Source organism: Opitutia bacterium KCR 482 (assembly GCA_029269845.2).
Lineage (GTDB): Bacteria > Verrucomicrobiota > Verrucomicrobiia > Opitutales > Intestinicryptomonadaceae > Merdousia.
Genome location: CP149973.1, coordinates 1,517,945 through 1,540,432, shown reverse-complemented (window position 1 = coordinate 1,540,432; position 22,488 = coordinate 1,517,945). Strand labels below are relative to the sequence as shown.

26 protein-coding genes are annotated in these 22,488 nt (G+C 56.9%); 2 read left to right on the top strand and 24 right to left on the bottom strand.

Annotated elements, in window-relative coordinates; genetic code table 11:
• Window positions 1–23: 23 nt before the first annotated feature.
• From glgB to P3B99_006450, 8 genes are all read right to left on the bottom strand, one after another.
• Window positions 24–2,219: a 1,4-alpha-glucan branching protein GlgB gene (glgB, locus tag P3B99_006485; protein ID WYJ06855.1), complete on the bottom strand. Its 2,196-nt coding sequence runs from the start codon at window positions 2,217–2,219 to the stop codon at window positions 24–26.
• Complete coding sequence (locus P3B99_006480) at window positions 2,213–2,935, bottom strand: hypothetical protein (protein ID WYJ06854.1); 723 nt, start codon at window positions 2,933–2,935, stop codon at window positions 2,213–2,215. The genes glgB and P3B99_006480 overlap by 7 nt, the downstream gene beginning before the upstream one ends.
• Window positions 2,936–2,947: 12 nt before the next feature.
• The gene (gene floA, locus P3B99_006475; protein WYJ06853.1) at window positions 2,948–3,949 is read right to left on the bottom strand and encodes a flotillin-like protein FloA; all 1,002 of its coding nucleotides are present in this window, start codon (window positions 3,947–3,949) and stop codon (window positions 2,948–2,950) included.
• Window positions 3,950–3,962: 13 nt separating this feature from the next.
• On the bottom strand, window positions 3,963–4,424 hold the full coding sequence (locus P3B99_006470; protein WYJ06852.1) for an NfeD family protein: 462 nt from the start codon (window positions 4,422–4,424) through the stop codon (window positions 3,963–3,965).
• 77 nt (window positions 4,425–4,501) lie between these two features.
• Window positions 4,502–5,767 (bottom strand): MFS transporter, encoded by a 1,266-nt coding sequence (locus P3B99_006465; GenBank protein WYJ06851.1) that lies wholly within the window; start codon window positions 5,765–5,767, stop codon window positions 4,502–4,504.
• 26 nt (window positions 5,768–5,793) lie between these two features.
• On the bottom strand, window positions 5,794–6,981 hold the full coding sequence (locus P3B99_006460) for a hypothetical protein (protein ID WYJ06850.1): 1,188 nt from the start codon (window positions 6,979–6,981) through the stop codon (window positions 5,794–5,796).
• A 37-nt stretch (window positions 6,982–7,018) separates the two neighbouring features.
• Window positions 7,019–7,876, bottom strand: a complete 858-nt coding sequence (locus P3B99_006455) for a sugar phosphate nucleotidyltransferase (protein ID WYJ06849.1) — start codon at window positions 7,874–7,876, stop codon at window positions 7,019–7,021.
• A gap of 8 nt (window positions 7,877–7,884) precedes the next feature.
• Window positions 7,885–8,517, bottom strand: coding sequence for a crossover junction endodeoxyribonuclease RuvC (locus tag P3B99_006450; protein WYJ06848.1), 633 nt, complete (start codon window positions 8,515–8,517; stop codon window positions 7,885–7,887).
• Window positions 8,518–8,628: 111 nt separating this feature from the next.
• Here P3B99_006450 and P3B99_006445 point away from each other — a divergent pair, with 111 nt between their 5' ends.
• On the top strand, window positions 8,629–9,300 hold the full coding sequence (locus P3B99_006445) for a hypothetical protein (GenBank protein WYJ06847.1): 672 nt from the start codon (window positions 8,629–8,631) through the stop codon (window positions 9,298–9,300).
• A gap of 2 nt (window positions 9,301–9,302) precedes the next feature.
• Entirely contained in the window at window positions 9,303–11,693 is a 2,391-nt protein-coding gene (locus P3B99_006440) for an alpha-amylase family glycosyl hydrolase (GenBank protein ID WYJ06846.1), read from the top strand.
• A 210-nt stretch (window positions 11,694–11,903) separates the two neighbouring features.
• Here the strand turns inward: P3B99_006440 and P3B99_006435 are convergent, their stop codons facing one another.
• The 16 genes from P3B99_006435 to rpsN form a co-directional block, all read right to left on the bottom strand.
• Window positions 11,904–12,050: a hypothetical protein gene (locus P3B99_006435; GenBank protein WYJ06845.1), complete on the bottom strand. Its 147-nt coding sequence runs from the start codon at window positions 12,048–12,050 to the stop codon at window positions 11,904–11,906.
• Between the two features lie 338 nt (window positions 12,051–12,388).
• Window positions 12,389–13,927 (bottom strand): glutamine-hydrolyzing GMP synthase, encoded by a 1,539-nt coding sequence (gene guaA, locus P3B99_006430; protein WYJ06844.1) that lies wholly within the window; start codon window positions 13,925–13,927, stop codon window positions 12,389–12,391.
• Between the two features lie 24 nt (window positions 13,928–13,951).
• Window positions 13,952–14,176, bottom strand: coding sequence for a hypothetical protein (locus tag P3B99_006425; GenBank protein WYJ06843.1), 225 nt, complete (start codon window positions 14,174–14,176; stop codon window positions 13,952–13,954).
• Between the two features lie 75 nt (window positions 14,177–14,251).
• Window positions 14,252–14,806: a 50S ribosomal protein L17 gene (gene rplQ / locus P3B99_006420; GenBank protein ID WYJ06842.1), complete on the bottom strand. Its 555-nt coding sequence runs from the start codon at window positions 14,804–14,806 to the stop codon at window positions 14,252–14,254.
• Window positions 14,807–14,825: 19 nt separating this feature from the next.
• Window positions 14,826–15,824 (bottom strand): DNA-directed RNA polymerase subunit alpha, encoded by a 999-nt coding sequence (locus tag P3B99_006415; GenBank protein WYJ06841.1) that lies wholly within the window; start codon window positions 15,822–15,824, stop codon window positions 14,826–14,828.
• A 31-nt stretch (window positions 15,825–15,855) separates the two neighbouring features.
• Entirely contained in the window at window positions 15,856–16,464 is a 609-nt protein-coding gene (gene rpsD / locus P3B99_006410; GenBank protein WYJ06840.1) for a 30S ribosomal protein S4, read from the bottom strand.
• Window positions 16,465–16,488: 24 nt separating this feature from the next.
• On the bottom strand, window positions 16,489–16,995 hold the full coding sequence (gene rpsK / locus P3B99_006405; GenBank protein ID WYJ06839.1) for a 30S ribosomal protein S11: 507 nt from the start codon (window positions 16,993–16,995) through the stop codon (window positions 16,489–16,491).
• Window positions 16,996–17,014: 19 nt separating this feature from the next.
• Window positions 17,015–17,389: a 30S ribosomal protein S13 gene (rpsM, locus tag P3B99_006400; protein WYJ06838.1), complete on the bottom strand. Its 375-nt coding sequence runs from the start codon at window positions 17,387–17,389 to the stop codon at window positions 17,015–17,017.
• A 106-nt stretch (window positions 17,390–17,495) separates the two neighbouring features.
• Window positions 17,496–18,263, bottom strand: coding sequence for a type I methionyl aminopeptidase (map, locus tag P3B99_006395; GenBank protein WYJ06837.1), 768 nt, complete (start codon window positions 18,261–18,263; stop codon window positions 17,496–17,498).
• Window positions 18,264–18,340: 77 nt separating this feature from the next.
• Window positions 18,341–19,795, bottom strand: coding sequence for a preprotein translocase subunit SecY (gene secY, locus P3B99_006390; GenBank protein WYJ06836.1), 1,455 nt, complete (start codon window positions 19,793–19,795; stop codon window positions 18,341–18,343).
• Window positions 19,796–19,818: 23 nt separating this feature from the next.
• Entirely contained in the window at window positions 19,819–20,280 is a 462-nt protein-coding gene (gene rplO, locus P3B99_006385; GenBank protein WYJ06835.1) for a 50S ribosomal protein L15, read from the bottom strand.
• Between the two features lie 18 nt (window positions 20,281–20,298).
• Window positions 20,299–20,802, bottom strand: coding sequence for a 30S ribosomal protein S5 (gene rpsE / locus P3B99_006380; protein WYJ06834.1), 504 nt, complete (start codon window positions 20,800–20,802; stop codon window positions 20,299–20,301).
• Between the two features lie 11 nt (window positions 20,803–20,813).
• Entirely contained in the window at window positions 20,814–21,176 is a 363-nt protein-coding gene (rplR, locus tag P3B99_006375) for a 50S ribosomal protein L18 (protein ID WYJ06833.1), read from the bottom strand.
• Window positions 21,177–21,202: 26 nt separating this feature from the next.
• Entirely contained in the window at window positions 21,203–21,751 is a 549-nt protein-coding gene (gene rplF, locus P3B99_006370) for a 50S ribosomal protein L6 (protein WYJ06832.1), read from the bottom strand.
• Between the two features lie 9 nt (window positions 21,752–21,760).
• Entirely contained in the window at window positions 21,761–22,156 is a 396-nt protein-coding gene (gene rpsH, locus P3B99_006365; protein WYJ06831.1) for a 30S ribosomal protein S8, read from the bottom strand.
• Window positions 22,157–22,174: 18 nt separating this feature from the next.
• Window positions 22,175–22,480: a 30S ribosomal protein S14 gene (gene rpsN, locus P3B99_006360; GenBank protein ID WYJ06830.1), complete on the bottom strand. Its 306-nt coding sequence runs from the start codon at window positions 22,478–22,480 to the stop codon at window positions 22,175–22,177.
• Between the last annotated feature and the right edge of the window lie 8 nt (window positions 22,481–22,488).

Sequence of the window (22,488 nt, the reverse complement as noted above, 5' to 3'; positions counted from 1 at the left end):
GCGCGCCGGCTCGGCGCATTCGCCTATTCGACGTGTTTGAAAATTATTGTGGACATCGGCGGAAGCGTGATTAACGCGCCGAACGGCTTGCCGTTGAAGCCCGTATCGCCCGCGACCACAAAGCCGTTGTTGCCGAAGCCGCGCCCGCCGTAGCACTTTGCGTCGGTGTTGAGAACCTCGCGCCATTCGCCCGCAAACGGAAGCCCAATCGGGTAGTTTTCGCGGCGGATAGGGGTGAAGTTGCTCGCGACGGCATAGGAGGTTTTTCCGTCGGCGTCGAAGCGCAGGAACGTGAAGACGCTGTTGTTGCCGTCGTCGGCGTTAATCCACTGGAAACCGTCGGGGTTGAAATCGTTTTGGGCAAGGGAGGCGTCGTTTTTGTAGAGGTTTGCGACGTCGCGCACAACGTCCCTTACGCCCTCGTGCTCGGCGTATTGCAGGAGCGACCATTCGAGCGATTCGTCGTAGCGCCATTCGTGCCCCTGCGCGATTTCGTCGCCCATGAAAAGCGTTTTCTTCCCCGGCCAAAGCCACATGTACGCGTAGAGGGCGCGGAGGTTTGCGATTTTGTCGCCCCAGTACGCGCCGCCCATTTTGCCGACCATCGGGCTTTTGCCGTGCACAACTTCGTCGTGCGAGTAGACAAGCATGAACTTCTCGGTGAACTGGTACATCGAGGGGAATGTCATCTTGTTGTGGTGGTATTTTCGGTTGACGGGGTCTTCCTTGAAATAGTCGAGTGTGTCGTGCATCCAGCCGAGATTCCACTTGAAGTCGAAGCCCAAGCCGCCGTCGGAAACGGGTGCGGTTACCCCCTGAAAAGTTGTGCTTTCCTCTGCAATCATTATCGCGCCCTTGAACTCCTCGTGTACGGCGGAGTTTGTGCGCTTGATGAACTCTATCGCCTCCAAATTTTCGCTGCCGCCGTAGCGGTTGGGAATCCAGTCTCTGCGCGAGAAATTGAGGTAGAGCATTGAGGCGACCGCGTCCACGCGCAGTCCGTCGATGTGGAATCTGTCGAACCACGCCAGCGCGCTTCCCATGAGGAAATTCGAAACCTCGTTGCGCCCGTAGTTGAAGCAGAGCGTGCCCCAGTCGGGATTCGCGCCGAGGCGCGGGTCCTGATGTTCGTAGAGGCACGAGCCGTCGTAGCCAGCCAGCGCGAAAGAGTCGCGCGGGAAGTGCGCGGGAACCCAATCCATAATCACGCCGATTCCGCGCGAGTGGAGGGTATCGACCATTTTCATGAAGTCGAGCGGCGAGCCGTAGCGGTGCGTCGGCGCGTAGTAGCCGCTGACCTGATAGCCCCACGAGCCCTCGAACGGGTACTCCGAAAGCGGCAGAAATTCGACGTGCGTAAAGCCCATTTCGGAGCAGTAGTCGGCAAGCTGAACGCCGATTTCGGCGTAGGTTAGCGGGCGGAAGCCGTCCTCGGGAACGCGCTTCCAAGAGCCGAGGTGGACTTCGTAGACGGAGACGGGCGACTTGCTCCAATCGGTATTGGCGCGTTTTTCCAGCCACGCGGAGTCGCTCCACTCGAAGCCCGAAACGTCGCAGACTATCGAGCTGTTGTAGGGCGGGGCTTCGAAGCGGATTGCGTATGGATCGATTTTAAGGAAGGGGGCGTCGTTGTTGGCGGCGAGAATTTCGAACTTGTACTTTGCGCCCGCCCCGACCGACGGAACGAAAATCTCCCAAATGCCCGACTGCCCAAGCTCGCGCATCTGGTGGTACCTGCCGTCCCACTCGTTGAAGTCGCCCACGACGCTCACGCGGCGGGCGGTCGGCGCCCAGACGGCGAACGACGTTCCCTTTACGCCGCTGACAGTGCGGACGTGCGAGCCGAGTTTGTCGTAGATTTTCCGCTCGTCGCCCTTGCCGATTAGATAGAGGTCGTCGGAGTCGAGGGTCGGCGGAAAGTTGTAGGCGTCGTAGATTTGGCGGATTTCGCCGTTGTAGCTGCGCGCGCGCAGGCGGTACGGGAAGAGCTTTCTTGCGCCCTTGATGAACGCCTCGAACAGCCCCGATTCGTCGAGCTTTTTCATCGGGATTCTCGCCCTGTTTTCGTCGCGCAAATCGACGACCGCGCATGTTTTGGCGTCGTTGAGATAAGCCCTGACGACAATTCCGCCCCTGCATTTGTGCATGCCCAAAAGGTCGTGCGGCTGGCCGCAGCGGGCGGATACGAGCATTCCGATTTCGTCTTTCGATATTACCATGTTTCGTCGCTTTTTAATGATTTAGGTTTGCCCAAAACTTCCGCCGCCACAAACGCGCGGCGCAACGCGCCCGCCGAGTCCAAACCGTATTTTTCCGCCGCCGACAGGCTTTGCTCCGCCGACGCGGCTTGGGCTTGCGACGGCTCGGCGGTTCGGACGGGTTCGGATTCGGACGCGCTTTCGGCGTCTTCCTCCGCAAAGTTTTCAAGCTCGAAGAGGTCGGCGTTTATGTACGAATTGCCGCCGTGGAAGCCGTGCGAATCCGCCGTCATCTGCTCCACAAGCCTGCGGGCGGCGGCGGGGTCGAACATTTCGCCGAAATCCTCAGGCTCTTGCGGAACGGGCGGAGCTGACTGCTCCGCCTCCGGCGCGTATCGGTTGCACGGGGCGGTCGGCGAATGACCAGGCTCTGCATTGTAGCGGGCGTCGTTCGCAAGCTCCCTGCGCTTTTGCGCGTCGGAAATTTCGGGCTCCTCCGCGGGGGATTCCGTTTCGAACACGGTTTTTTCGGCGGGCTTTCGCGCGGGGACACTGCGGGGCGTCGGACGCGTCGCGGAGCGCGGGAAGTCGTGCGCGGAATGCCCGCGCGGACGGCGCGGCGGGGTTTGAGCGTTATCGCCGCCGCCCCCGCCCGTCATCGCGACTTTCGAAACGAACACGATTAGCATGTACGCAACGACCGCAAAAAATACTATGTTGTCGAAAAAGAAATCCATTCGCGGTCTCCGCTATTTCTTGGGCTTGTCGCCCGAAATGCTTTCGCGCATCGAGGTGTCCGCCTGAATGTTTTGGAGCTTGTAGTAGTCCATAAAGCCCATTTTGCCCGACCGCAGGGACTCGGCGAGCGCGAGCGGCACCTGCGCCTCCGCCTCCACGACCTTCGCTTTCATGTCCTCCACTTTCGCCTTCATCTCCTGTTCGAGCGCGACCGCCGCCGCGCGTCTGATTTCCGCCTGCGCCTGCGCCATGTTTTTGTTGGCGATAGCCTGCGCCTCCTGCAACTTTGCGCCGACGTTTTCGCCCACGTCGACGTCGGCGATGTCGATTGAAAGAATTTCGTACGCCGTGCCCGAATCAAGCCCGCGTTCGAGGACGACTTTCGAAATCCTGTCGGGGTGTTCGAGCACGAATTTGTAGGAGTCCGCCGAGCCGATTGTGGTTACGATGCCCTCGCCGACGCGGGCGATAATCGTCTCCTCCTGCGCCCCGCCCACGAACCTTTCCAGATTCGTGCGCACGGTAACGCGCGCGCGGACTTTTACCTGAATGCCGTCCTTTGCCACGCCGTCTATCGAACGCCGCCCCGAATTCGGGTTGGGGCAGTCGATGACTTTCGGGTTAATCGACGTGCGGACAGCCTCTCCCACGGTTTTGCCCGTTCCTTTCGTCGCCAAGTCAATCGCGCACGCCTGTTTCCACGACAAATCCATGCCCGCCTTTTCGGCGGCAATCAGCGCCTGAATCGTGGGAATCAGGTGCCCCTCGGCGAGGTAGTGCTCTTCGAGCTGGTTTATCGTCAAATCCAAGCCCGCCTTGACCGCCATGATGCGCGAGTCCACAATCATTCCGTACGGGACGCCGCGCAGGCGCATTGCAATCAGCGTGAGAATGCTCACCGGCGCGCCCGCAAGCATGGCTTTCAGCCAAGTGTTGATAAACGAGATAACGACGATTAGCGCAATTACCGCGATAATCCCCGCAACTACTGTCGATACTGTTATTATGTTCATTTGTTGTATTTTGCTAAATTTTAACCACTATCAATTCGAACGGAGTCGCTCGCGAAACCACGAGCTCTTCGCCCGCCGCCGCGACCGCCGTCTCGCAGCGGGCGTCGTATGGAAGCCCGTCGATTTCCACCTTTCCCGTCGGCGCGAGCGGCGTCAACGCCCTCGCCTTTTTGCCGACAAGCCTTGCGAAATCGGGCGACGGCGCGCGCCCGTCCTGCTTGGAGTTCAGATACAGTTTGCGCCCCGCCGCCGTCTTGGGAATGACGTAAAGCCACACAAGAAACGCAGCAACGCAACCCAGCGCGGAAAGCGCGACCGCCGCGAGCGCAGCCCCCGCGCCGAACTCCGCGTTTGCAGCCCAAACCGCGCCGCCGTAGCACGCGACGCCCGCGACCGCCCAAACGCCGCCCACAAGCACCGTTTCGAGAAACACGAGCGCCGTGCCCAATACAAGCAATCCCAAAATTGTCGTCATGCCGCGGATATTACATTTTCGGAATCCGAATTGAAATCTTTTTTTGCGCCCCGCGCGGATTTTTTATCGGCAAAAAATCATTCGGGTATCGAGTCGGACGGAATCCTGAACCGCCCGATTTTCGCGAGGCTCATGAGGAACGCCGCCACGCCCAGCGCCACGCAGACAAGCAGACACAGCGCGTTCGAAAATCCCACAAGAACCCCGCACAGCATAAGCCCCATGCCCATCGTCAGCCCCCAGAGCGACGACAGCACGCTCAGAATCCAGCCGCGCCTGCGCTCGTCGGAAGTGTCGGAGAACATCGACAAAATTATGTAGTACGCCAGAGAGAACCCAATCGCCATGAAGAACGAATCCGCCCAGATGAACGCCCCTATTTCGCCGAAAAACAGCAGTCCGCATGTAATCACGCACATGAACATCGAAAAGCGCAGAATGAAATTCTTGGAAAGATGCGCAAGCATGAACGGGCCGATTAGCGCGTACACGACGCTCGCAAAGACGCCCTCCAAAGACATGAACACCGCGATTTCGCGCACCGAAAATCCGAAAGTCTGCGCAAGCACAAGCGGCGTCACCGCCACATAGCAGCCCGCCGCGATTTCCGCCAGCACGAAAATCGCGACCAAGTGCCGCGCCTGTTTTATTCGGAAAAGCACGGCGATGTCGGCAATTCCCGCAAGCCATTTGATTTTCGCGAAGCTTGCGCGTCCGCCGCCCGACGGAATCTTCCGCCATATCAAAACGAGAGTCCACAAAAACATTACCGCCAAGACGTAGAACGGCGCGCTCCACGCAAACGCCGACGCGTTCTCGTCTACGAGTAGCGCGGCGAACGCGGGCCCCGCCATGAAGCCCACGCTCATGGCAAGCAGCGACGCGCCGAGGTAAAAATTCTTCTGCTTTTCCGACGCGCATTTGTCGAGCAACGCAGCCTGAATCACGCCGTCCACGCCCGCCGTAGCCCCCACAAGGGCGCGTCCCGCGACGAAGAGCGAAACCGAAAGAATCTCCATTCCCAAGCCCTGCCCCACGCAGCCCAAAATAGTCCCGACAAGCGCGGCGAGGAGAACGGGGCGACGCCCGACGGTGTCGGACACCGCGCCGATTATCGGGGCGCAGAGAAACACGAGAATCGGATAGACTGCCAGCGCAAGCCCGTAGAAAAACTTGTGCGCACCCTGCGAATAGCCCGCAAGCATGTCGTGCGCGGGCGAAATCGGCTCGGCAAGAGTCGGCGCGAGAATCGGCACGACCATGCTTTCGCAGACCATATGGAAGAACAGCGCCGCAAGAAGCGGCGCGGAAAACCAGAATGCTATTTTTCCGTTTTGCGGCATATAGAATCAAAAATTTTTCGGGAATCCTACTGCGCCTGCGCCCCTCCGAAAAGGCGGTATGTGGAATCGGGAAGCCCTCCGTTTTCGAGCGCCCACATGCAGTATTTTTTTACGAGCGGGAAGCGTTCCGAATTGCGCAAAAGCGATTGAAGCGCGACCGAATGATACGCCCCGTACATGAACTTTTTCCAGTCGGCGCGGCTTTCGGGACGCTTGCCGGCGGAAAGGCACGCCTGCGTAAACTTCGCCTCCTCCGCGTACGCGAGCAAATCCATTATGCGGCGAATCGGCTTGTATGTGCCGTCGGCGAAGAACTCGCCCCAGAGCATGTCAATCTGCGCCGCGCCGATTACGGGATCCCACTCGGCGTAGGGGTCGGGAATTTTCGCCTTGCGCATGGCGTCCTGATAGTCGCGCTCGGCGGGGGTGAGAATGTTGAAGTCTATGCGGGCTTCGTCGAGCACGGCGAACAGGAATATGATTTTCGCGCGGTCGAGCGGCTTGAAGCCCGCGAAATTCTCGCGCATGGGCGGCAGCAAAAACGAGTTGCGCTTGAACGCCGCGCGGAGGAATCCGAGGTTGATGAAGTTGAGGTCGTTGGGCGCGCCCTTCTGCTCCAAGTCGAGCGACTTCGAGAAGAACAGCGAGTACAGCGTGTCGGGAGACGGATTCAGATAGAAGCCAAGTATCGACTTTTTCACGAAAGCCGCGTCGAGCATCGGCGCGGTCGGCGTCCATTCCGAAAGCCTCACCTGCGTTGACGACTTCGACACCGCGCCCGCGATTTTGTCGCGCGCCTCTATCTCGAACGTGTACACGCCCTCGCGGTAGTTTTTGTCGAAGCACACCCCGACGTATTCGTTCGAGGCGACGATTATGTCTTTCGAAAGTTTTTTGCCCTTCAAGCGAATGTTGTCCGCCGCCTTTGCGCGTTTGCCGTCGGGATAGACCGAATAGATTGAATATTCAATGTCGAAGTCGCCGTCCTTTACCGCCGCCTTGTCGAAGAACGCGAACACGGAAAAATCCTGATGGAAATAGACGCGCTCGGTCTGGACGATGTTCGGCGCAGAGTCGGCGGGCAGATTGAACCACCACTCCATTTTTGGGTCGAGCGTGCTTGCGGCGACCTGCGCGGAGAAGTCCGCCCCGAACGCGGCGGCGGACGCGCACGCGAGGGCGAGGGCGCAGAGAAATTTCGCTGTTTTTTTCATCGTGTTTTCAATCGGATTTTTCTTTCGGAGGCGAAGCCTAAATGCGGCCGTTTTCGCGCAGGAATTTTTCGACAAGCGGCATGTCCTCGCGGTATGTGATTCCCTGCCAGCGTTCGCGCGTGGGCAGAATCTTGGCGGAAAGACTCCCGTTTTTTATCGACGTATCGACGGCGGCGGGCAGGTAGAATTCCGCCTTTTCGCTCTTGGAGTTTTCCGACAGGAATTTGTCGAACTCGCTGCCCAAGATGTCCATGAAGCTGCGCTGGAACACCCAAAAATTCAGCGACGTATATTCGTCGCCGCAAAATTCCGTTCCGTCGGCGGAGGCAATTTTGAGGGGATTGTCGGAGACCTTTTTCAGCCCGCCGAATTCGCGCACGCCCGAAAGGTTCATGTCGGCGTCGTGCGAGCATATCCCGCGCGAGACCGTGCCGTTTTCGGACAGCGTGTTTTTCAGCAGAAAGCCCGCAAGGGCGCAGGTGTCGGGCTTTGCGGTGTCGAGAAATTCGGACGCCGCGGTGTACGACGACGCCCCGTAATAGTCGTCGGCGTTGATTGCAAAAAAGCTTTCGGCTATTTCGTCGGCGCAGGCAAGCACTGCGTGCCCCGTGCCCCACGGTTTGGAGCGTCCGAGCGGCAGGGGCTGCCCGCATTTGTCCTGAAAGACGTAGCGGACGTCGGTTTTGTTTTCGTATTTTCCCGAAACGTCCTCGCGGAAAATCTTTTCGATGTCGGAGCGGATTACGAACACGAGCTTTTCTACGCCCGCCGCAAGCGCGTCCTCGATTGCGAAGTCGAGAATGACTTTCTGCGACGCGCCGAATTTCGCCGCCTGTTTGAGTCCGCCAAAGCGGCTTCCCATTCCAGCCGCCATTGCTATGAGAGATTTTTTCATGATTTTTATCAGACTTTATGAGTAAATATGTGGGTTAACGCCGCGCCCGCCGCATCCGCCTCGTCGGACGGAAGCACGGGCGCGTTCGAGACGAGAGCCGCCACCGAACGCGCAATCTGCTCTTTGCTCGCCCTGCCGTAGCCGATTACCGCCTGCTTGATTCTCAGCGGCGGATACTCGAAGACTTCTAGCCTTTTTGCGGCGGCGGCGGCAATCGCCGCGCCGCGCGACGAGCCTAAAATAAGCGCGGTTCTGAAATTCTGCACGTACACGCTCTGCTCTATCGCCACGCAGTCGGGCTTGTTGCGGCGGATAATTCCGTCGGTCTCCTCCAAAATCCGCGCAAGGCATTCGGGCATGGAAAGCGTCGGGCGGTTTTTTACCGTAAGGGATTCGATGTACGCCAAAGTGCCGTCCTCCCGCGCCTCCAAGACGGCAAGACCCGTGCCGCGAAGGCTCGGGTCTATGCCGAGCACCCTGCCGCACATCTGCCTGCCGCGGAGCTTGCGCTCGGTTTCGAGGCGTTTTTTGCGAGCGCGGGAATCGGCGGATTTCTCCGTCCGCTCCGACGCTCCCGCGGGGGAGGATTTTTTGCCCTCCTTTATCGCCGCCGTCCACAACGCTCTTCCCGATTTTGCCATTCGAGAATAGTCCCACGTTCGGACGCTTCTTGCGAGTATATTTTTAAAAAATTCGGTAATAATCTTTACACGGCGCGGACGCCTGCGATATTTTGACGAAAATGAAAGCGCATGGATAAAATCTACAACGCCATAATATTTCTGCTGCTCTTCGCGTCGGCGGCAATGGCTTGCCTGTTCTACGTCAAGTGGCTCGGCGTCCGCGAGGAGAACATCGAACGCCGGCTCGACGAGTCGCGCCTGCGCTACAATGTCGCAAAACTCTCCGACGAAAAGGCGTACAAGGAGGAGTATTATTACAGACTCGTGCACGACGACGCCTTCGCCGAAAGGGTTATCCGCGAAAAGCTCGGCTTCGTCGGCAAAAACGAGATTGTTTTCAGATTCAAGGATTCTACGCCCGTGAGCGTCGATACAAACTTCGGAAGAACGGTTGTCCGCAACGCCGAAAAGCAGACGCGCGAAGCCGCCGCTTCGCAAACGGAGGGCGGGCAGCCTGCCCCGCAGGAGCAGGCGGAAAAACAAGCCAAACCCGCCGCGGAAAAATCCATTCTGCGCAGACTCTTATCCGCGGCAGACGAGCCGAAAAAAACGGAGACGCGGGAACAGCCCTCATTTAAAATCGACATGTCGAAACCCGCCGACGGAACGCGGCAAACCGCCGCAACGCCCGCCCTGCAAACGGCGGCGGCGCAACAGGCGGCAAAGCCCGAAGAAAAATCCGCCGCGCCCGCGCGGAAAAAAGCCCGAACGCCAAACTCAATCAGATTCATTTCGGAATAAAGATGACAACGAAAATCGTCAAGGCATGGTGGATAAACGCGCACGAAATCGCCGTAGTCTTCAACCGCGACATTCCCTTTGTGCCGAACGTAAAGGTGTCGGGGGCTTCTGGGCTGCCCGACTTTTCGATAAGCCGCGCTTCGGGGCGCGACTTCGCAAAATACGCCTCCTACTTTATCTCCGACGGCATTGCGCACTTCCTGCTCGACGCCGACAATTTCAAGAATATCCGCGCAGTCTCGGACGCCGACTACTACGTCTGCGGCGACTTCAACAACTGGGGAGATGCAATCGGCAACCCGCTCTGGAAAATGTCGCCGTCGTCGGGACGCTTCGGGCGGAAGCTCGAAATTCCCGTGGCGAAGCTCGGCATGAAACGCCGCACGGCGTATTTTAAATTCGCGGGCGCGGACGGCCGCTGGCTCGAACCCGTCCCGACCCTTCCGAACGTCGAGCGCGACGCCCGCGGAAACTCCAACCTGCGCCTGAGCCTCGACAAAACGGGGCTTCACGTGTTCGTGATAAACTTCGACGGCATCTGCTCGCTCGCCGACGAAATCAGGCTTTCATTCCCGCAGCTCGGCGTGTCGGGCGGAGTCGATTTCGCCGAACGCCTGCTAAACATCTACTCGCCCGCTCCGCTCGGAGCGCGCTTCGCGGACGGCAAAACAAGCTTTTCTCTTTTCGCGCCACGCGCCGCGTACGCGTCGGTCGAATGGACTCTCGACGGCGTCCGCCGCGAGACCTCCGCAAGCTCCTGCGACGGCGCAATCTGGACGGCGTCCGCCGACGGCGACCTGTCGGGGGCGCGGTATTTCTGGCGAATCGGCGGCAAAAACCGCGACGCGACAACCGCGTTTTCGTCGTCCGAACCCGTCGCCGACCCCTACGCAAACGCAATGCTTTTCCCCGACGGCCCGTCAATCGTGAAGTTCGACGCCGACCTGCCCCGCAACCGCCCGTTCAAGCCTCCGCATTGGCACGACCTCGCCGTAATGGAAATCCACCTGCGCGACGTGCTTGCAAAGGCGCGGGCGGACATCTCCGACGGCGAACGGCTCACGTTCGAAGGGCTGACAAAGTGGCTCGCCGACGAAAACTGCTACCTGCGGAAAGTCGGCGTCAACTGCGTCGAGCTTCAACCCGTGCAGGAATTCACCGCCGCAAAACGCACCGACTACGAATGGGGCTACATGCCCGTCAACTGGTTCTCCCCCGCAAGCTCGTACGCAACCGACCCCGAAAATTCGTCGCAAAACGAAGATTTCGCGCGGCTCGTAGAGGCGTTCCACCGCGCGGGAATCGCCGTGATTCTCGACGTCGTCTACAACCATGTTGGCGAGCCGAACTACCTTGTCCGCGCCGACAAGGAATACTATTTCGAGCTTAACATGGCGGGCGACCTCATGAATTTCAGCGGCTGCGGAAACGACTACCGCTCCGAATCGCCCATGGCGCGAAGAATGATTCTCGACAGCCTCAAAAAGCTCGTGAAAAACTACGGCGTGGACGGATTCAGATTCGACCTCGCCGAACTCGTCGGCTTGGAGACACTGCGCGAAATCGAGCGCGAAATGAAAACGCTCAAACACGACATCATTCTAATAGCCGAACCGTGGAGCTTCCGCGGACACATAGCCGCCGCCCTGCGCGACACGGGCTTCGCGTCGTGGAACGACGGCTTCCGCGAGTTCATGCTCTCGTACGCGCTCGGACGCGGCGACTTCGCGGGCTTCAAATACTTCGTCGGCGGCAGCCGCGACACTTCCAGATTCTGCGCGCAAACCGTCAACTACCTCGAAAGCCACGACGACAAATGCCTTTTGGACCGCATTACCGACAGCCACGAAAACCCGTCGGCGGACGATATCGCCCGCTATAAACTCGCCTACGCGCTGACGCTGCTTTCGGTCGGGATTCCGATGGTCGCGGAGGGCTTCGACATCGCGCGGACAAAATACGGCAAAAGCAACACATATAAGGACGGCGCGGCAAACGCGCTCGACTACCTGCGCGGACTGCGCTTCGCGGGTGTCTGCCAATGGCTGAGGTCGCTGCTGAAATTCAGACTGTCGCCCGAGGGGAAGTCGCTGAGAATAGACGGAGAACTGCCGCAGGGGTGGCTCGAATTTTTCGGCGCGGGAAACTCGCCCGCAGGCGGCGTAATGTTCAACGCATGCGGCGCGGGGAAATCGAAACGGATTTTCGCCGCATTCAACCCGACGTGCAACGATGTCGAGCTCGCAGTACCAGCCGACTTGCAAACAAAATTCATACAAATCGCCGACATCGACAGATTCGACTTGCGCGGACTTGAAAACCCCGTTTCGCCGCTTGAAAAAAACACCCTGCACCTGCCGCGCATCTCGCTCGCGCTCTGGCTCGAAATTTAGCCGCAGAATCCCACCACCGGCGGGAGCGAAACAACCAAACCCACCGCATTCACCCCCGCATATTCCGCAACCAACATTTTCCCCTCTCGCAAAAAATATAAACGAGCTTCAATTTCTTCGCAAAACAAAAGCAAAATAAACACCGTAAGCACAGCAATCTTTACCACAAAACGAAAGCGAAGCAATAGACATAAACACCAGCGCAGGAACTCAACACAGCTCTCCCAACACACAAAACAGATAGAATACCACCCCACCGCGCGGGAGCGGAGCGAGCCGCGCCCCGACGTGAACGAAATGCTCCTCGTTTTCGTTCACGTCCTCCTCCGTGCGCATTAAGCGCACTCTGATTTTCATATACTCATAGGAACGCGGAATACCACCCAAGCAAAAAAACCCGCCGCAACCGTAGCAAGCTCCGCAAAAAGCACCACCATGTAATATGCAAAAAACGCGATATTTCGGACAGCCATGAACGTCCCAAATATCGCGTTTTATCTAAGTCTTCCGCGCGGCGACCGCCGCGCTGTCGAGGCTTGCGAGGTTGCACGCAGAAATGCGGCTTTGTGCAGCAAGGCGACGGGAGTGTACTCACGTACATGACCGAAGCCGCGCAAGCGAAACGCATTTATACGCCGACCTCGCAAGCCCTCCTAAATCTCCTTGCACGCATCAAGCGTGCCAAGACTATCTCCCTATTCCCACTCGATTGTTGCGGGCGGTTTGGAGGAAATATCAAGACACACGCGGTTGACGCCCTTGACCTCGTTTATGATTCGGTTGGAAATCTTAGCCAAGACTTCGTGCGGAATGTGCGCCCAGTCGGCGGTCATCGCGTCCTGACTTTCCACAATGCGGAGGGCTATCACATTGTCGTATGTGCGCTCGTCGCCCATGACGCCGACGGTCTTGACGGGGAGGAACACCGCAAACGCCTGCCAGACGTTGTAGTAAAGCCCCGCCGCTTTCATTTCTTCGAGAAGGATTGCGTCTGCCTCGCGGAGAATGTCGCAACGTTTTTTCGTGATGTCGCCCACCACGCGCACGCCGAGACCCGGTCCGGGGAAGGGGTGTCTCCAAAGAACTTCCTTTGAAAGCCCAAGCTCTTTGCCGAGCGCGCGCACTTCGTCTTTGAAAAGCTCGCGGAGGGGTTCGAGAAGTTTGAGCTTCATGTGTTTCGGCAGTCCGCCGACATTGTGGTGGCTCTTGATGAGCGACGCGGGGTTGCCGGCAATCGGCACGCTTTCGATAACGTCGGGGTAGAGAGTGCCCTGCGCGAGGAAATCGACCTGCCCGATTGATTTCACGGACTTGTCGAACACTTCGACGAAAGTTTTTCCGATAATCTTGCGCTTGCGTTCGGGGTCTTTGACGCCCGCGAGCTTCGCAAGGAAGAGCTTTTCGGCGCGCACGGTTTTCATGCGCATTTTGAAATTGTTTTTGAAGAGGTCTTCGACCTTTTTGCGTTCGTCCTTGCGGAGAAGCCCATTGTCGACGAACACGCAAGTGAGCTGGTCGCCTATCGCCTTGTGGATAAGCGCGGCGGCGACGGATGAGTCCACGCCTCCGCTGAGGCCGAGGATTACCTTTTTGTCGCCGACGGTTTCGCGAATTTTATTGACGGCGCGTTCGACGTAGTCCGACATAGTCCAGTCGCCCGTGCAGCCGCAAATTCCGTAGAGGAAGTTTTTGATGATGTCCATGCCGCGCGGCGTGTGCGCAACTTCGGGGTGAAACTGCATTCCGTAGAATCGGCGCGCCTTGTTTTCGATGAGCGCGTATGCGGAATTTTCGGTCGTACCGATTGGCTTGAAGCCTTCGGGCAGTTTCTCGATTTTGTCGCCGTGCGAATTCCAAACCTGAATGGGAGAGTCAATCCCTTTGAGAAGCTCGCTCTTGCCCTTGAACGAAAGCTTGCCCAGCCCGTATTCGCGCTGCTTGCTCGAAACGATTTTCCCGCCGAGCATGTGCCCCATCAACTGCAAACCGTAGCAGATGCCGAGAACGGGAACGCCAAGCTCGAATATCTTTTTATCGGGGCGCGGAGAGCCTTTCGACAGGACGCTCGCCGGTCCGCCCGAAAGAATGATACCGCACACGCCCTGTTTTTTGAGCACGTCCGCTTTTGTGTTGAAAGGCATGATTTCGGAATAGACGCTGCATTCGCGTATGCGGCGGGCTATTACCTGCGTGTACTGCGACCCGAAGTCGAGAACTGCTATCTTTTGATTCATCGTAGTGTTTTTCGTTGGGGGTTGTTAAAATTTAAGCTTGGGATTTTTGTATCCGCAATTCGGACACTCCATGATGTCCTTTCCGAACGGCGCGGTGTAGACGCTGTCGCAGTGGAGGCAGTGGAATGTCGATGTGCGGGCGATTTTCTCGTAGCTTTTGTTCTGCCTGCGCGAAATTATCCACGCCGACGCGCCGAACGCCGAGAGCAAAAGCCCGACCGAAACCGCAAAAAAATCCGACAAAGTCATAAAAGCGAATTTTGGAAGCACAAACGCGCCCGTAAATCGGGCGCGTTCGCTTGTGAAAAAAATGCCGTAAGGCAATTATTCCTTGGATTCCGCAGCTGCTTCTTCCGACGCGCCCGCCTCTTCGACCTTCTTTGCGGTCTTTTTTGTTGCGGCTTTCTTGGTCGCAGCCTTTTTAGTTGCGGTCTTTTTCGCCGCCTTTTTTGCGGGAGCTTTCTTTTCCTTTTCGGGAGCTTTCTTGTAGCCCTCGTCGTCGGCTTCGATAAGCTCTACAATCGCCATATCGGCGGCGTCGCCCTTGCGGGGAACAAGCTTGTAGATGCGGATATATCCGCCCTGACGGTTGAGGAACTTCGAAACCTTTTCCGCAAAGAGGAAGTGAACCGCGCTTTCGTCGCGAAGTTTCGAGAGCGCGTTTCTGCGCAGGTGAAGCTTCTTGGCGGTGTCTTCGGTTGCGGCTGCCTTCTTGGCGAGGGTGATTACCTTTTCCGCAAAGGGGCGGAGGGCTTTCGCGTAGCCGAGCGTTGTTTCAATTCTGTCGTGGCGGAAAAGCGCGGACGCCAGCGACGCCATAAGCGACGCGCGGTGTTCCTTCTTAACGCCCATTTGATGTCTGTGTTTATTATGACGCATTGTGGTTTATTTTTTTAAATTATAATGTTGTTGAGTCGATGAGGCGCTCGTCGATTTTCATGCCGAGCGACAAACCGAGTTGTTCCAGCTTGCTCTTGATTTCGTTGAGCGATTTCTTACCGAAGTTGCGGTATTTGAGCATTTCCTGCTCCGACTTCATCGCCAATTCGCCTACCGTGGTGATGTTGGCGTTGTTGAGGCAGTTTGCCGCGCGAACCGAAAGTTCGATTTCGTTTACGCTCATGTTCAGAAGCTTTCTGAGACGGTTCTGCTCCTCGCTGACTTCCTTGCCGACCGTTTCGAACTCGATATCCTGTTCGTTTACCTTATCGAATACGTCGATGTGGTGTTTGAGGATTACCGCCGCCTCTTTAAGGGCTTCGTCGGGAGTGATTCTGCCGTCCGTCCAAATTTCGAGCGTGAGCTTGTCGAAGTCGGTCATCTGGCCGACGCGCGTTGCGTCGACAGAGTACTTGACCAATTCGATGGGGCTGAACAGCGAATCGACGGGAATTACGCCGATGGGCTGGTCCTCGTATTTGTTTTCGTCGGCAGGCCTCCAACCGCGACCGCTCGAAATTTCCACTTCCGCAACAAACTTGCGTTTCGTGTCGAGCGTGCAAATCACTTGTTCGGGATTAACGATTACGAAATCGGCATCAGGCTGAATGTCGGCGGCGGTAACTTCGCCCGCCTTCTCGACATTTATCATAAGACGCTTGTTCTCGCGCGCGGTGCTCTTAATCTTGATTTTTTTCAGGTTGAGCACGATGTCCGTCACGTCTTCGACTATGCCGTCTACGCTCTGGAATTCGTGGTCTACGCCGTCAATCTTGATGGAGCTGATTGCCGCACCTTCAATGGAGCTGAGAAGCACGCGGCGCAACGCGTTTCCGATAGTATGGCCGAAACCCGTTTCGAAGGGTTCGGCGACATACTTTGCATATGTGCTTGTGGCACTTGCTTCGTCTTTGACAAGACGTTTGGGAAGTTCAAACTTTCCGAGTCGTTTAGCCATGGTGATCTCCGTTTTCTGAATCTGTTAATTACTATCTCGAATAGAATTCGACGATGAGCTGGTCGTTAATCGACTGGTCCATTTCCTCGCGAATCGGGAGACGGCTTACCGTGCCCTTGAAGGCTTCAGCCGCACGTTCGAGCCACGCGGGTGTTGCGCGGAGCTGCGATTCGTCGATGGCGCGCTGCGCGAGCTGGCGCGAAGACGTGCGGTCGCGAACTTCAACGACATCGCCCGCCTGACATGTGAAGCTGGGAATGTCAACCTTCTTGCCGTTTACCTGAACGTGGCCGTGCGTCACGAACTGGCGAGCCGCCTTGCGGCTGCGGGCAAAACCGAGCTGGTAGATTACGTTGTCCAGACGGAGTTCGAGCAGGCGCATGAAGATTTCACCCGTAACGCCGCGCTGTCTTTTTGCGCGTTCGAACGTCAGACGGAACTGCTTTTCGCTCAGACCGAACATGAAGCGGAGCTTCTGCTTTTCGTTCAAGCCCATCGAGTAGTCCGTCACGCGGCGGCGCAGACGCGGGCCGTGCTGACCGGGGATATAGGGCTTCTTTTGCATCGCCTTGCTTTCCGCGAAAATCGGCATGCCAAAGCGACGGTTGATTCTTGTTGTAGGTCCTGTATAACGAGACATTGTAAAATTCTCCTAAAATTGAGATTATACGCGGCGGCGTTTGGGAGCGCGGCAACCGTTGTGCGGAACGGGAGTAACGTCCACGATAGCCGTTACGACAAAGCCCATCGCTTGGAGCGAGCGGATTGCCGAATCACGACCCATACCGGGACCCTTTACGTTCACGACGAGTTCCTTCATGCCGTGGCTCATCGCAACCTTGCCCGCGTCCTGCGTGACGACCTGCGCGGCGTATGCCGTGCTTTTGCGCGAGCCGCGGAAGCTCATCTTACCCGCGCTCGACCAGCTGATGACGTTGCCTGCGGCGTCGGTAAAAGAGACTTTTGTGTTGTTGAAAGTCGCGTTGATGTGGCAGACGCCCGAGTGGACGTTCTTGCTGCCCTTTGCCTTGCGAACCTTGATTTCGCCGATTTCCGTTGCGAGCAAGTCGCTGGCGGAGGGAGACGAGGGTTTCTGGGGCTCGGCGGCCTGAACTTCTGCGACCGGAGCTTCCGCCGCGACCGCGTCCTGTTTTTTCTGTTCTTCGCTCATGAAAAATTAATTCGAATTGTTATTTCTTGGTGACAACGCCGACCGTCTTGCGTGCGCCCTTGCGGGTACGCGCGTTTGTGCTCGTGCGCTGGCCGCGTACGGGAAGACCCTTTGCGTGGCGGAGGCCGCGGTACGATTTGATTGCCGAGAGGCGTTTCAAATTGCCGATGATTTCGCGGCGGAGGTCGCCCTCAAGCTTGTACTGGCGTTCCGCAACGACGTTCATGATTTTGTTAATCAATTCTTCGTTGAGTTCGCTTGCGCGCATGGATTCGGGGATTCCGCATTCTCCGCAGATGATTTTCGCGCGGGCGGGACCGATACCATAGATGTATTGAAGCGCGAATTCGACGCGCTTGTTATTGGGAATATCTACTCCTAATAGTCTTGGCATATTTTTTCCGTTGTTAAAAAAGATGGTTTATCTTGACTGTTTTTTTCGATTTGAAAAGTCTTTTTTTTAATTATTTGCGACAAACACGAAAACTTCGCCCCTCAAACTAATCCTGCATTGGAATTGTGAGGATTTCCGCGCCTGCGTCCGTCACGAGCACCGTATGTTCGATATGGCAGCTCGGCTTGCCGTCGGACGTATAAACCGTCCAGCCGTCATCGCCAACGTATATTTCGGGGCTTCCCATGGTAATCATCGGCTCAATCGCCAACGTCATTCCCGCGCGGAGCACAGGGCCTGTGCCCGCCTCTCCGTAGTTGGGAATCTGCGGCTCTTCGTGCATGTGCCGCCCGACGCCGTGCCCTGTGAATTCTTCGACAATCCCGTAGCCGCACGATTCCACATAGGCCTGAATCGCCGCCGAAATGTCGCCGACTCTGTTGCCGGCCTTCGCGGCCTCTATGCCCTTGTGCAGTGCGGTGTCCGTCGCCTCGACAAGTCTGCGCGTTTCCGGCGCGACATCTCCGATGAGGACGGTTCTGGTGTTGTCTCCGACAAACCCCTGATAGACCACGCTTACGTCCATGCTGACAATATCGCCCGACTTCAAAACCCTGTCCGAGCCTATGCCGTGAATGACTTCGTCGTTCACCGATATGCACAGATAACCCGGATATTTCAAGCCGCCCGCTTTGTAGTGATAACACGCGCTTCGGCAGGAAAGTTCCGCCATGATTTTTTTGCCGGCAATATCAATCTCGCGGGTTGATACGCCCTCCCGTGCTATTTTGCAAAGCTTGTCCAGCACGGTAGCCGCAACCGAGCAGGCCTTGCGCATGATTTTCAAATCTCTTTCGGATTTAATAGGTATCATACGACACGCCGTCTATCTAATTGTTGGTATCATTAAAAGAACAATGCGCAACTATCGTTCCGATTCGCAATGCCGAATCAGAGGCAGTTGCGGACAGCCCAAGCCGCCAAGCCGACGAAGAAAATCGTCAACAGGGGCGTCCAGAGTGCCCAAAGATTTTTGATTTCGCTCGTATCGAGCATCTGCCGCGTCTGGCCGACGCTGCGCCCGCGAATGCGACCCTTTTTCAGGAAGCCGTCGTAGTGGCGTTGCAGCAGGTATGTTTCGATTTGACGCATCGTGTCGAGCGAAACGCCGACTGCGATGAGCGCGCCCGTGCCTCCGAAGAAGTAGGCTATTTTCTGGGGTATTCCCCAGTAGGTCATCAAAACGTGGGGCAAAATCGCGATAATCACGAGGAACACCGCGCCCGCAAATGTCAGGCGGGTCATTACGAAGTCGAGGAATTTTGCCGTGGGTTCTCCGGGGCGAACGCCGGGGATATACCCGCTGTTGCGTTTCAGTTCGTCGGAGATTTGGAGCGGCTTGAACATAATCGACACCCAGAAATAGCTGAATGCGAATACGAGCGAACCGTATATCAAATTGTATGTGGAAAGGTTGAACTGTCCGAAAATCTGTTGCGGGAACAGCAGCAACGCGCTCGCAAAGATAATAGGCATAACGCCCGCGTAGTTGACTTTCAGCGGCAGGTAGGAGCTTTGTCCGCCCATGAGTTTTCTGCCGACGACGCGCTTTGCGTACTGGACGGGAATCTTGCGGACAGCCTGCAAAATCATGATGATTGCCGCCGTTACCGCGAGGAGGAACGCGAGCATCAAAACAGCCTGCGGAATGCCCATGCTTGCGCTTTCCGCGCCGACCGCCCTATCGAACACCATGTGGTACGCCTGCGTGCAAGCCCCGGGAAGTGTGTCGATAATGCCGACTGTGATGATTATCGAAACGCCGTTTCCGACGCCCCTTTGTGTAATTTGTTCGCCGAGCCAAGTGAGAACCATGCAGCCCGCCGTCATCAAAACTACGCTGACGACGAAGAAAATCGGGATATTTCCCGCCACGATAATCGAGCCCCACTGCGCCGTGTCGAAGCCCGAAAAGAACGTTCCGGGGCTGTAAACGAGCGCGTAGGTTATCATCGAGCCTTGAATTGCGCCGATGAGAAGCGTCAGGTAACGCGTATACTGGGCGATTTTCTGCCTGCCCGTATCGCCTTCCTGCATGAGGCGCGCCAAGCTCGGCATGACTGCGCCCATTAGTTGAAGGATAATCGAGGCGCTGATGTAGGGCATAATGCCCAGCGCGAAAATCGCGCCGTTTACCATCGCGCCGCCGGTGAACATATTATAGAGACCGGCAAGGCCGCCGCCATCACTCGACGCCGATGCGTAGAAATTCTGCAACGGCGACGGGTCTACGCCCGGCAACGGGATACCCGCGCCGACGCGCGCAATAAAAATAAGCCCCAGCGTCAGAAAAATTCTCTGGCGCAATTCGGGGATTTTAAAGCAGTTTGTGAAAGCGGCAAACATTTCCTACCTGTCTATAATATTTCCTACTTGGCTTCCTCTGCGGGAGCGTTTACGACGGCCTTGCCGCCTGCGGCTTCGATTTTCTTTACGGCAGTTTCCGAGAACTTGTCGGCTTTTACGACAACCTTCTTCGTCAATTCGCCGTTTCCGAGAATCTTGACCAGAGGCGCGCTGGCGCGAACCAAACCCGCCACGACCAAGTCGTCGCGCGTGATTTCTTCGAGTCCGAGTTCTTCGAGGTCGCCGACGTTGACCGTGGCGTACTCAACCCTGAACTTGAAGTTGTTGAAGCCGCGGTGCGGAAGCTTGCGGTACAAAGGCATTTGACCGCCTTCGAAACCGGGACGGACGTGTCCGCCGCTGCGGGCCTTCGCGCCCTTGTGGCCGCGGCCCGACGTCTTGCCGTGTCCGCTGCCGACGCCGCAACCGCGGCGTTTGCTTGCGTGTTTGGCACCCTGTGGATTGGAGAGAGCGTGCAATTTCATTTTCTTAAAACTCCTTTTTTAGCTTCTCTGCGCGCGGATTGCCTCCGCCGTGCGGAGCTGCGAAAGCGCGTTGAGAGTTGCGTTGACCATTGCCATGTCGTTGTTCGAACCGAGCGATTTGCTCAGAACGTCCTTGATGCCGACCGCTTCGAGAACGGCGCGTACTCCGCCGCCCGCGATAACGCCCGTACCGGGGGAAGCCGGACGGAGCAGCACAATGCCGCCGTCGAACTCGCCGCGCACGTCGTGGGGAATGGTGTTGTCTTTGAGGCTTACGGGCTTCATCACCTTGCGGGCGCGTTCCGACGCCTTCTTGATTGCGTCCGGAACTTCCTTTGCCTTGCCGTATCCCAAGCCGACATTGCCCTTACCGTCGCCGATAACGACCAACGCCGAGAATGTGAAACGACGTCCGCCCTTTACGACCTTCGCGCAACGATTGATGTGGACAACCTTTTCGATAAGTTCGGGGCCTGCGTCTTTTTCGGCTTCGACTTTTCTGTTTTTAAATTCTCTGCTCATTTTTGCGTAGATTAGAAGTTAATGCCTGCCGAACGAACCGCATCGGCGAATGTCTTGACGCAGCCGTGGTAGCGGCGCGAGCCCCTGTCGAAAACGACCGCCTCGACGCCAATAGCCTTGAGCTTCGCGCCGAATTTTTCGCCGACGAGCTTTGCGCCCGCAACATTCGGGAGAACCTTCTCGCCTTTCAGCTCCTTGCCCGTTGTGCAGAGAGCCGCGAGGGTCTTGCCCGCCTTGTCGTCTATGCACTGCGCATAGACGTGCTTGTTCGAGAAGCATACAGCCAGTCTCGGACGTTCCGCCGTGCCCTTCACCTTGCGGCGAACGCGCCAGCGGCGTTTCTGTTCCAAAATTTTCTTTGTTTCCAATTTCATTTTCGTATCCTTTCAGTGCCGCGAGATTACGCAGTCTTCTTGCCTTCCTTGCGACGGACGAATTCTCCGTGAATTCTGACACCCTTGCCCTTGTAGGGTTCGACGGGATAGAAGTGTTTGAGGTCGCTCGCAACCTGGCCGACCATGTGCTTGCTCGCGCCAGAAACCGTCACGAGGGGGTTTCTGTCGGGAGTTTCGCCGATGACCACCGTGATGCCTTCGGGAACTTCGTAAATGCAGGGGTGCGCATAACCGAGGGAAAGCGTAAGCGTCTTGCCCTTCAATTCCGCCTTGAAACCAACGCCCTTGATTTCGAGAACCTTCTGGTAGCCCTCTACAACGCCCTTGACCATGCCCGCAATAATACTGCGCGCAGTGCCGTGCATCGCGTTCGAGTGGCGCGACGCCGAAGCGGGATTAACGTGGATTTCGTCGCCTTCAAGCTTGATGTCGATAGCCGTGCCGAAGTTCTGGCTGAGTTTGCCCTTCGCGCCTTCGACCGAAACTGTGTTGTCCTTTACGGACGCTTTCACGCCCGCGGGAACTTTAACGGGAAGTTTACCAATTCTGCTCATATGTCTTCCTTACCAAACTTTGCAGAGGATTTCGCCGCCGACCTTCTTCGCGCGGCAGTCGGAATCTTTCAATACGCCCTTCGAGGTCGTAAGAATCGAAATGCCCATGCCGTTGAGAACGCGGGGAATGTTGCGGTATTCGTAGTATGTGCGGCAACCGGGGGTGCTGACGCGGGTGATGCCCGTCAACGCCGATACGCCGTTCATATACTTCATGTTGATTGTAATGATTTTCTGCGCCTTCTCGCCCGATACTTCAAAAGAGGCAATGTAGCCTTCGTCTTTGAGAATCGACGCGATGCCTTCGCGGATTTTCGACCACTGCGCTGTGCAGACGTCCTTGCCTGCCTTGCTCGCGTTGCGGACGATTGTCAGAAAGTCGCCAATGCTGTCGTGAGTTGCCATATTATTTTTCCTTTCGCATTACCACGATGATTTTGTGACGCCGGGCAATTTGCCGTCGAGAGCAAGCTCGCGGAAAGTTATGCGCGACACGCCGAACTTGCGGATTACACCGCGCGGACGTCCCGTGATGGAACAACGGTTGCGGATGCGGATTTTCGAAGCGTTGCGCGGAAGCTTGCAGAGCTTGCGCTGCGCCGCGAAGAAGTCTTCGTCGGACGTTTTCGGGTCCTTGATGATTTTTTTCAGTTCCGCTTTCTTGGCGGCGTATTTCGCCGTCAATCTCATACGCTTCAAATTGCGCTCTATGGAGGATTTCTTAGCCATGTCTTTGC

What these genes read in the sequence shown, in the direction of transcription:
- glgB (WYJ06855.1), bottom strand. Translation starts at nt 2,219, where the DNA reads ATGGTAATATCGAAAGACGAAATCGGAATGCTCGTATCCGCCCGCTGC.
- P3B99_006480 (WYJ06854.1), bottom strand. Translation starts at nt 2,935, where the DNA reads ATGGATTTCTTTTTCGACAACATAGTATTTTTTGCGGTCGTTGCGTAC.
- floA (WYJ06853.1), bottom strand. Translation starts at nt 3,949, where the DNA reads ATGAACATAATAACAGTATCGACAGTAGTTGCGGGGATTATCGCGGTA.
- P3B99_006470 (WYJ06852.1), bottom strand. Translation starts at nt 4,424, where the DNA reads ATGACGACAATTTTGGGATTGCTTGTATTGGGCACGGCGCTCGTGTTT.
- P3B99_006465 (WYJ06851.1), bottom strand. Translation starts at nt 5,767, where the DNA reads ATGCCGCAAAACGGAAAAATAGCATTCTGGTTTTCCGCGCCGCTTCTT.
- P3B99_006460 (WYJ06850.1), bottom strand. Translation starts at nt 6,981, where the DNA reads ATGAAAAAAACAGCGAAATTTCTCTGCGCCCTCGCCCTCGCGTGCGCG.
- P3B99_006455 (WYJ06849.1), bottom strand. Translation starts at nt 7,876, where the DNA reads ATGAAAAAATCTCTCATAGCAATGGCGGCTGGAATGGGAAGCCGCTTT.
- P3B99_006450 (WYJ06848.1), bottom strand. Translation starts at nt 8,517, where the DNA reads ATGGCAAAATCGGGAAGAGCGTTGTGGACGGCGGCGATAAAGGAGGGC.
- P3B99_006445 (WYJ06847.1), top strand. Translation starts at nt 8,629, where the DNA reads ATGGATAAAATCTACAACGCCATAATATTTCTGCTGCTCTTCGCGTCG.
- P3B99_006440 (WYJ06846.1), top strand. Translation starts at nt 9,303, where the DNA reads ATGACAACGAAAATCGTCAAGGCATGGTGGATAAACGCGCACGAAATC.
- P3B99_006435 (WYJ06845.1), bottom strand. Translation starts at nt 12,050, where the DNA reads ATGAAAATCAGAGTGCGCTTAATGCGCACGGAGGAGGACGTGAACGAA.
- guaA (WYJ06844.1), bottom strand. Translation starts at nt 13,927, where the DNA reads ATGAATCAAAAGATAGCAGTTCTCGACTTCGGGTCGCAGTACACGCAG.
- P3B99_006425 (WYJ06843.1), bottom strand. Translation starts at nt 14,176, where the DNA reads ATGACTTTGTCGGATTTTTTTGCGGTTTCGGTCGGGCTTTTGCTCTCG.
- rplQ (WYJ06842.1), bottom strand. Translation starts at nt 14,806, where the DNA reads ATGCGTCATAATAAACACAGACATCAAATGGGCGTTAAGAAGGAACAC.
- P3B99_006415 (WYJ06841.1), bottom strand. Translation starts at nt 15,824, where the DNA reads ATGGCTAAACGACTCGGAAAGTTTGAACTTCCCAAACGTCTTGTCAAA.
- rpsD (WYJ06840.1), bottom strand. Translation starts at nt 16,464, where the DNA reads ATGTCTCGTTATACAGGACCTACAACAAGAATCAACCGTCGCTTTGGC.
- rpsK (WYJ06839.1), bottom strand. Translation starts at nt 16,995, where the DNA reads ATGAGCGAAGAACAGAAAAAACAGGACGCGGTCGCGGCGGAAGCTCCG.
- rpsM (WYJ06838.1), bottom strand. Translation starts at nt 17,389, where the DNA reads ATGCCAAGACTATTAGGAGTAGATATTCCCAATAACAAGCGCGTCGAA.
- map (WYJ06837.1), bottom strand. Translation starts at nt 18,263, where the DNA reads ATGATACCTATTAAATCCGAAAGAGATTTGAAAATCATGCGCAAGGCC.
- secY (WYJ06836.1), bottom strand. Translation starts at nt 19,795, where the DNA reads ATGTTTGCCGCTTTCACAAACTGCTTTAAAATCCCCGAATTGCGCCAG.
- rplO (WYJ06835.1), bottom strand. Translation starts at nt 20,280, where the DNA reads ATGAAATTGCACGCTCTCTCCAATCCACAGGGTGCCAAACACGCAAGC.
- rpsE (WYJ06834.1), bottom strand. Translation starts at nt 20,802, where the DNA reads ATGAGCAGAGAATTTAAAAACAGAAAAGTCGAAGCCGAAAAAGACGCA.
- rplR (WYJ06833.1), bottom strand. Translation starts at nt 21,176, where the DNA reads ATGAAATTGGAAACAAAGAAAATTTTGGAACAGAAACGCCGCTGGCGC.
- rplF (WYJ06832.1), bottom strand. Translation starts at nt 21,751, where the DNA reads ATGAGCAGAATTGGTAAACTTCCCGTTAAAGTTCCCGCGGGCGTGAAA.
- rpsH (WYJ06831.1), bottom strand. Translation starts at nt 22,156, where the DNA reads ATGGCAACTCACGACAGCATTGGCGACTTTCTGACAATCGTCCGCAAC.
- rpsN (WYJ06830.1), bottom strand. Translation starts at nt 22,480, where the DNA reads ATGGCTAAGAAATCCTCCATAGAGCGCAATTTGAAGCGTATGAGATTG.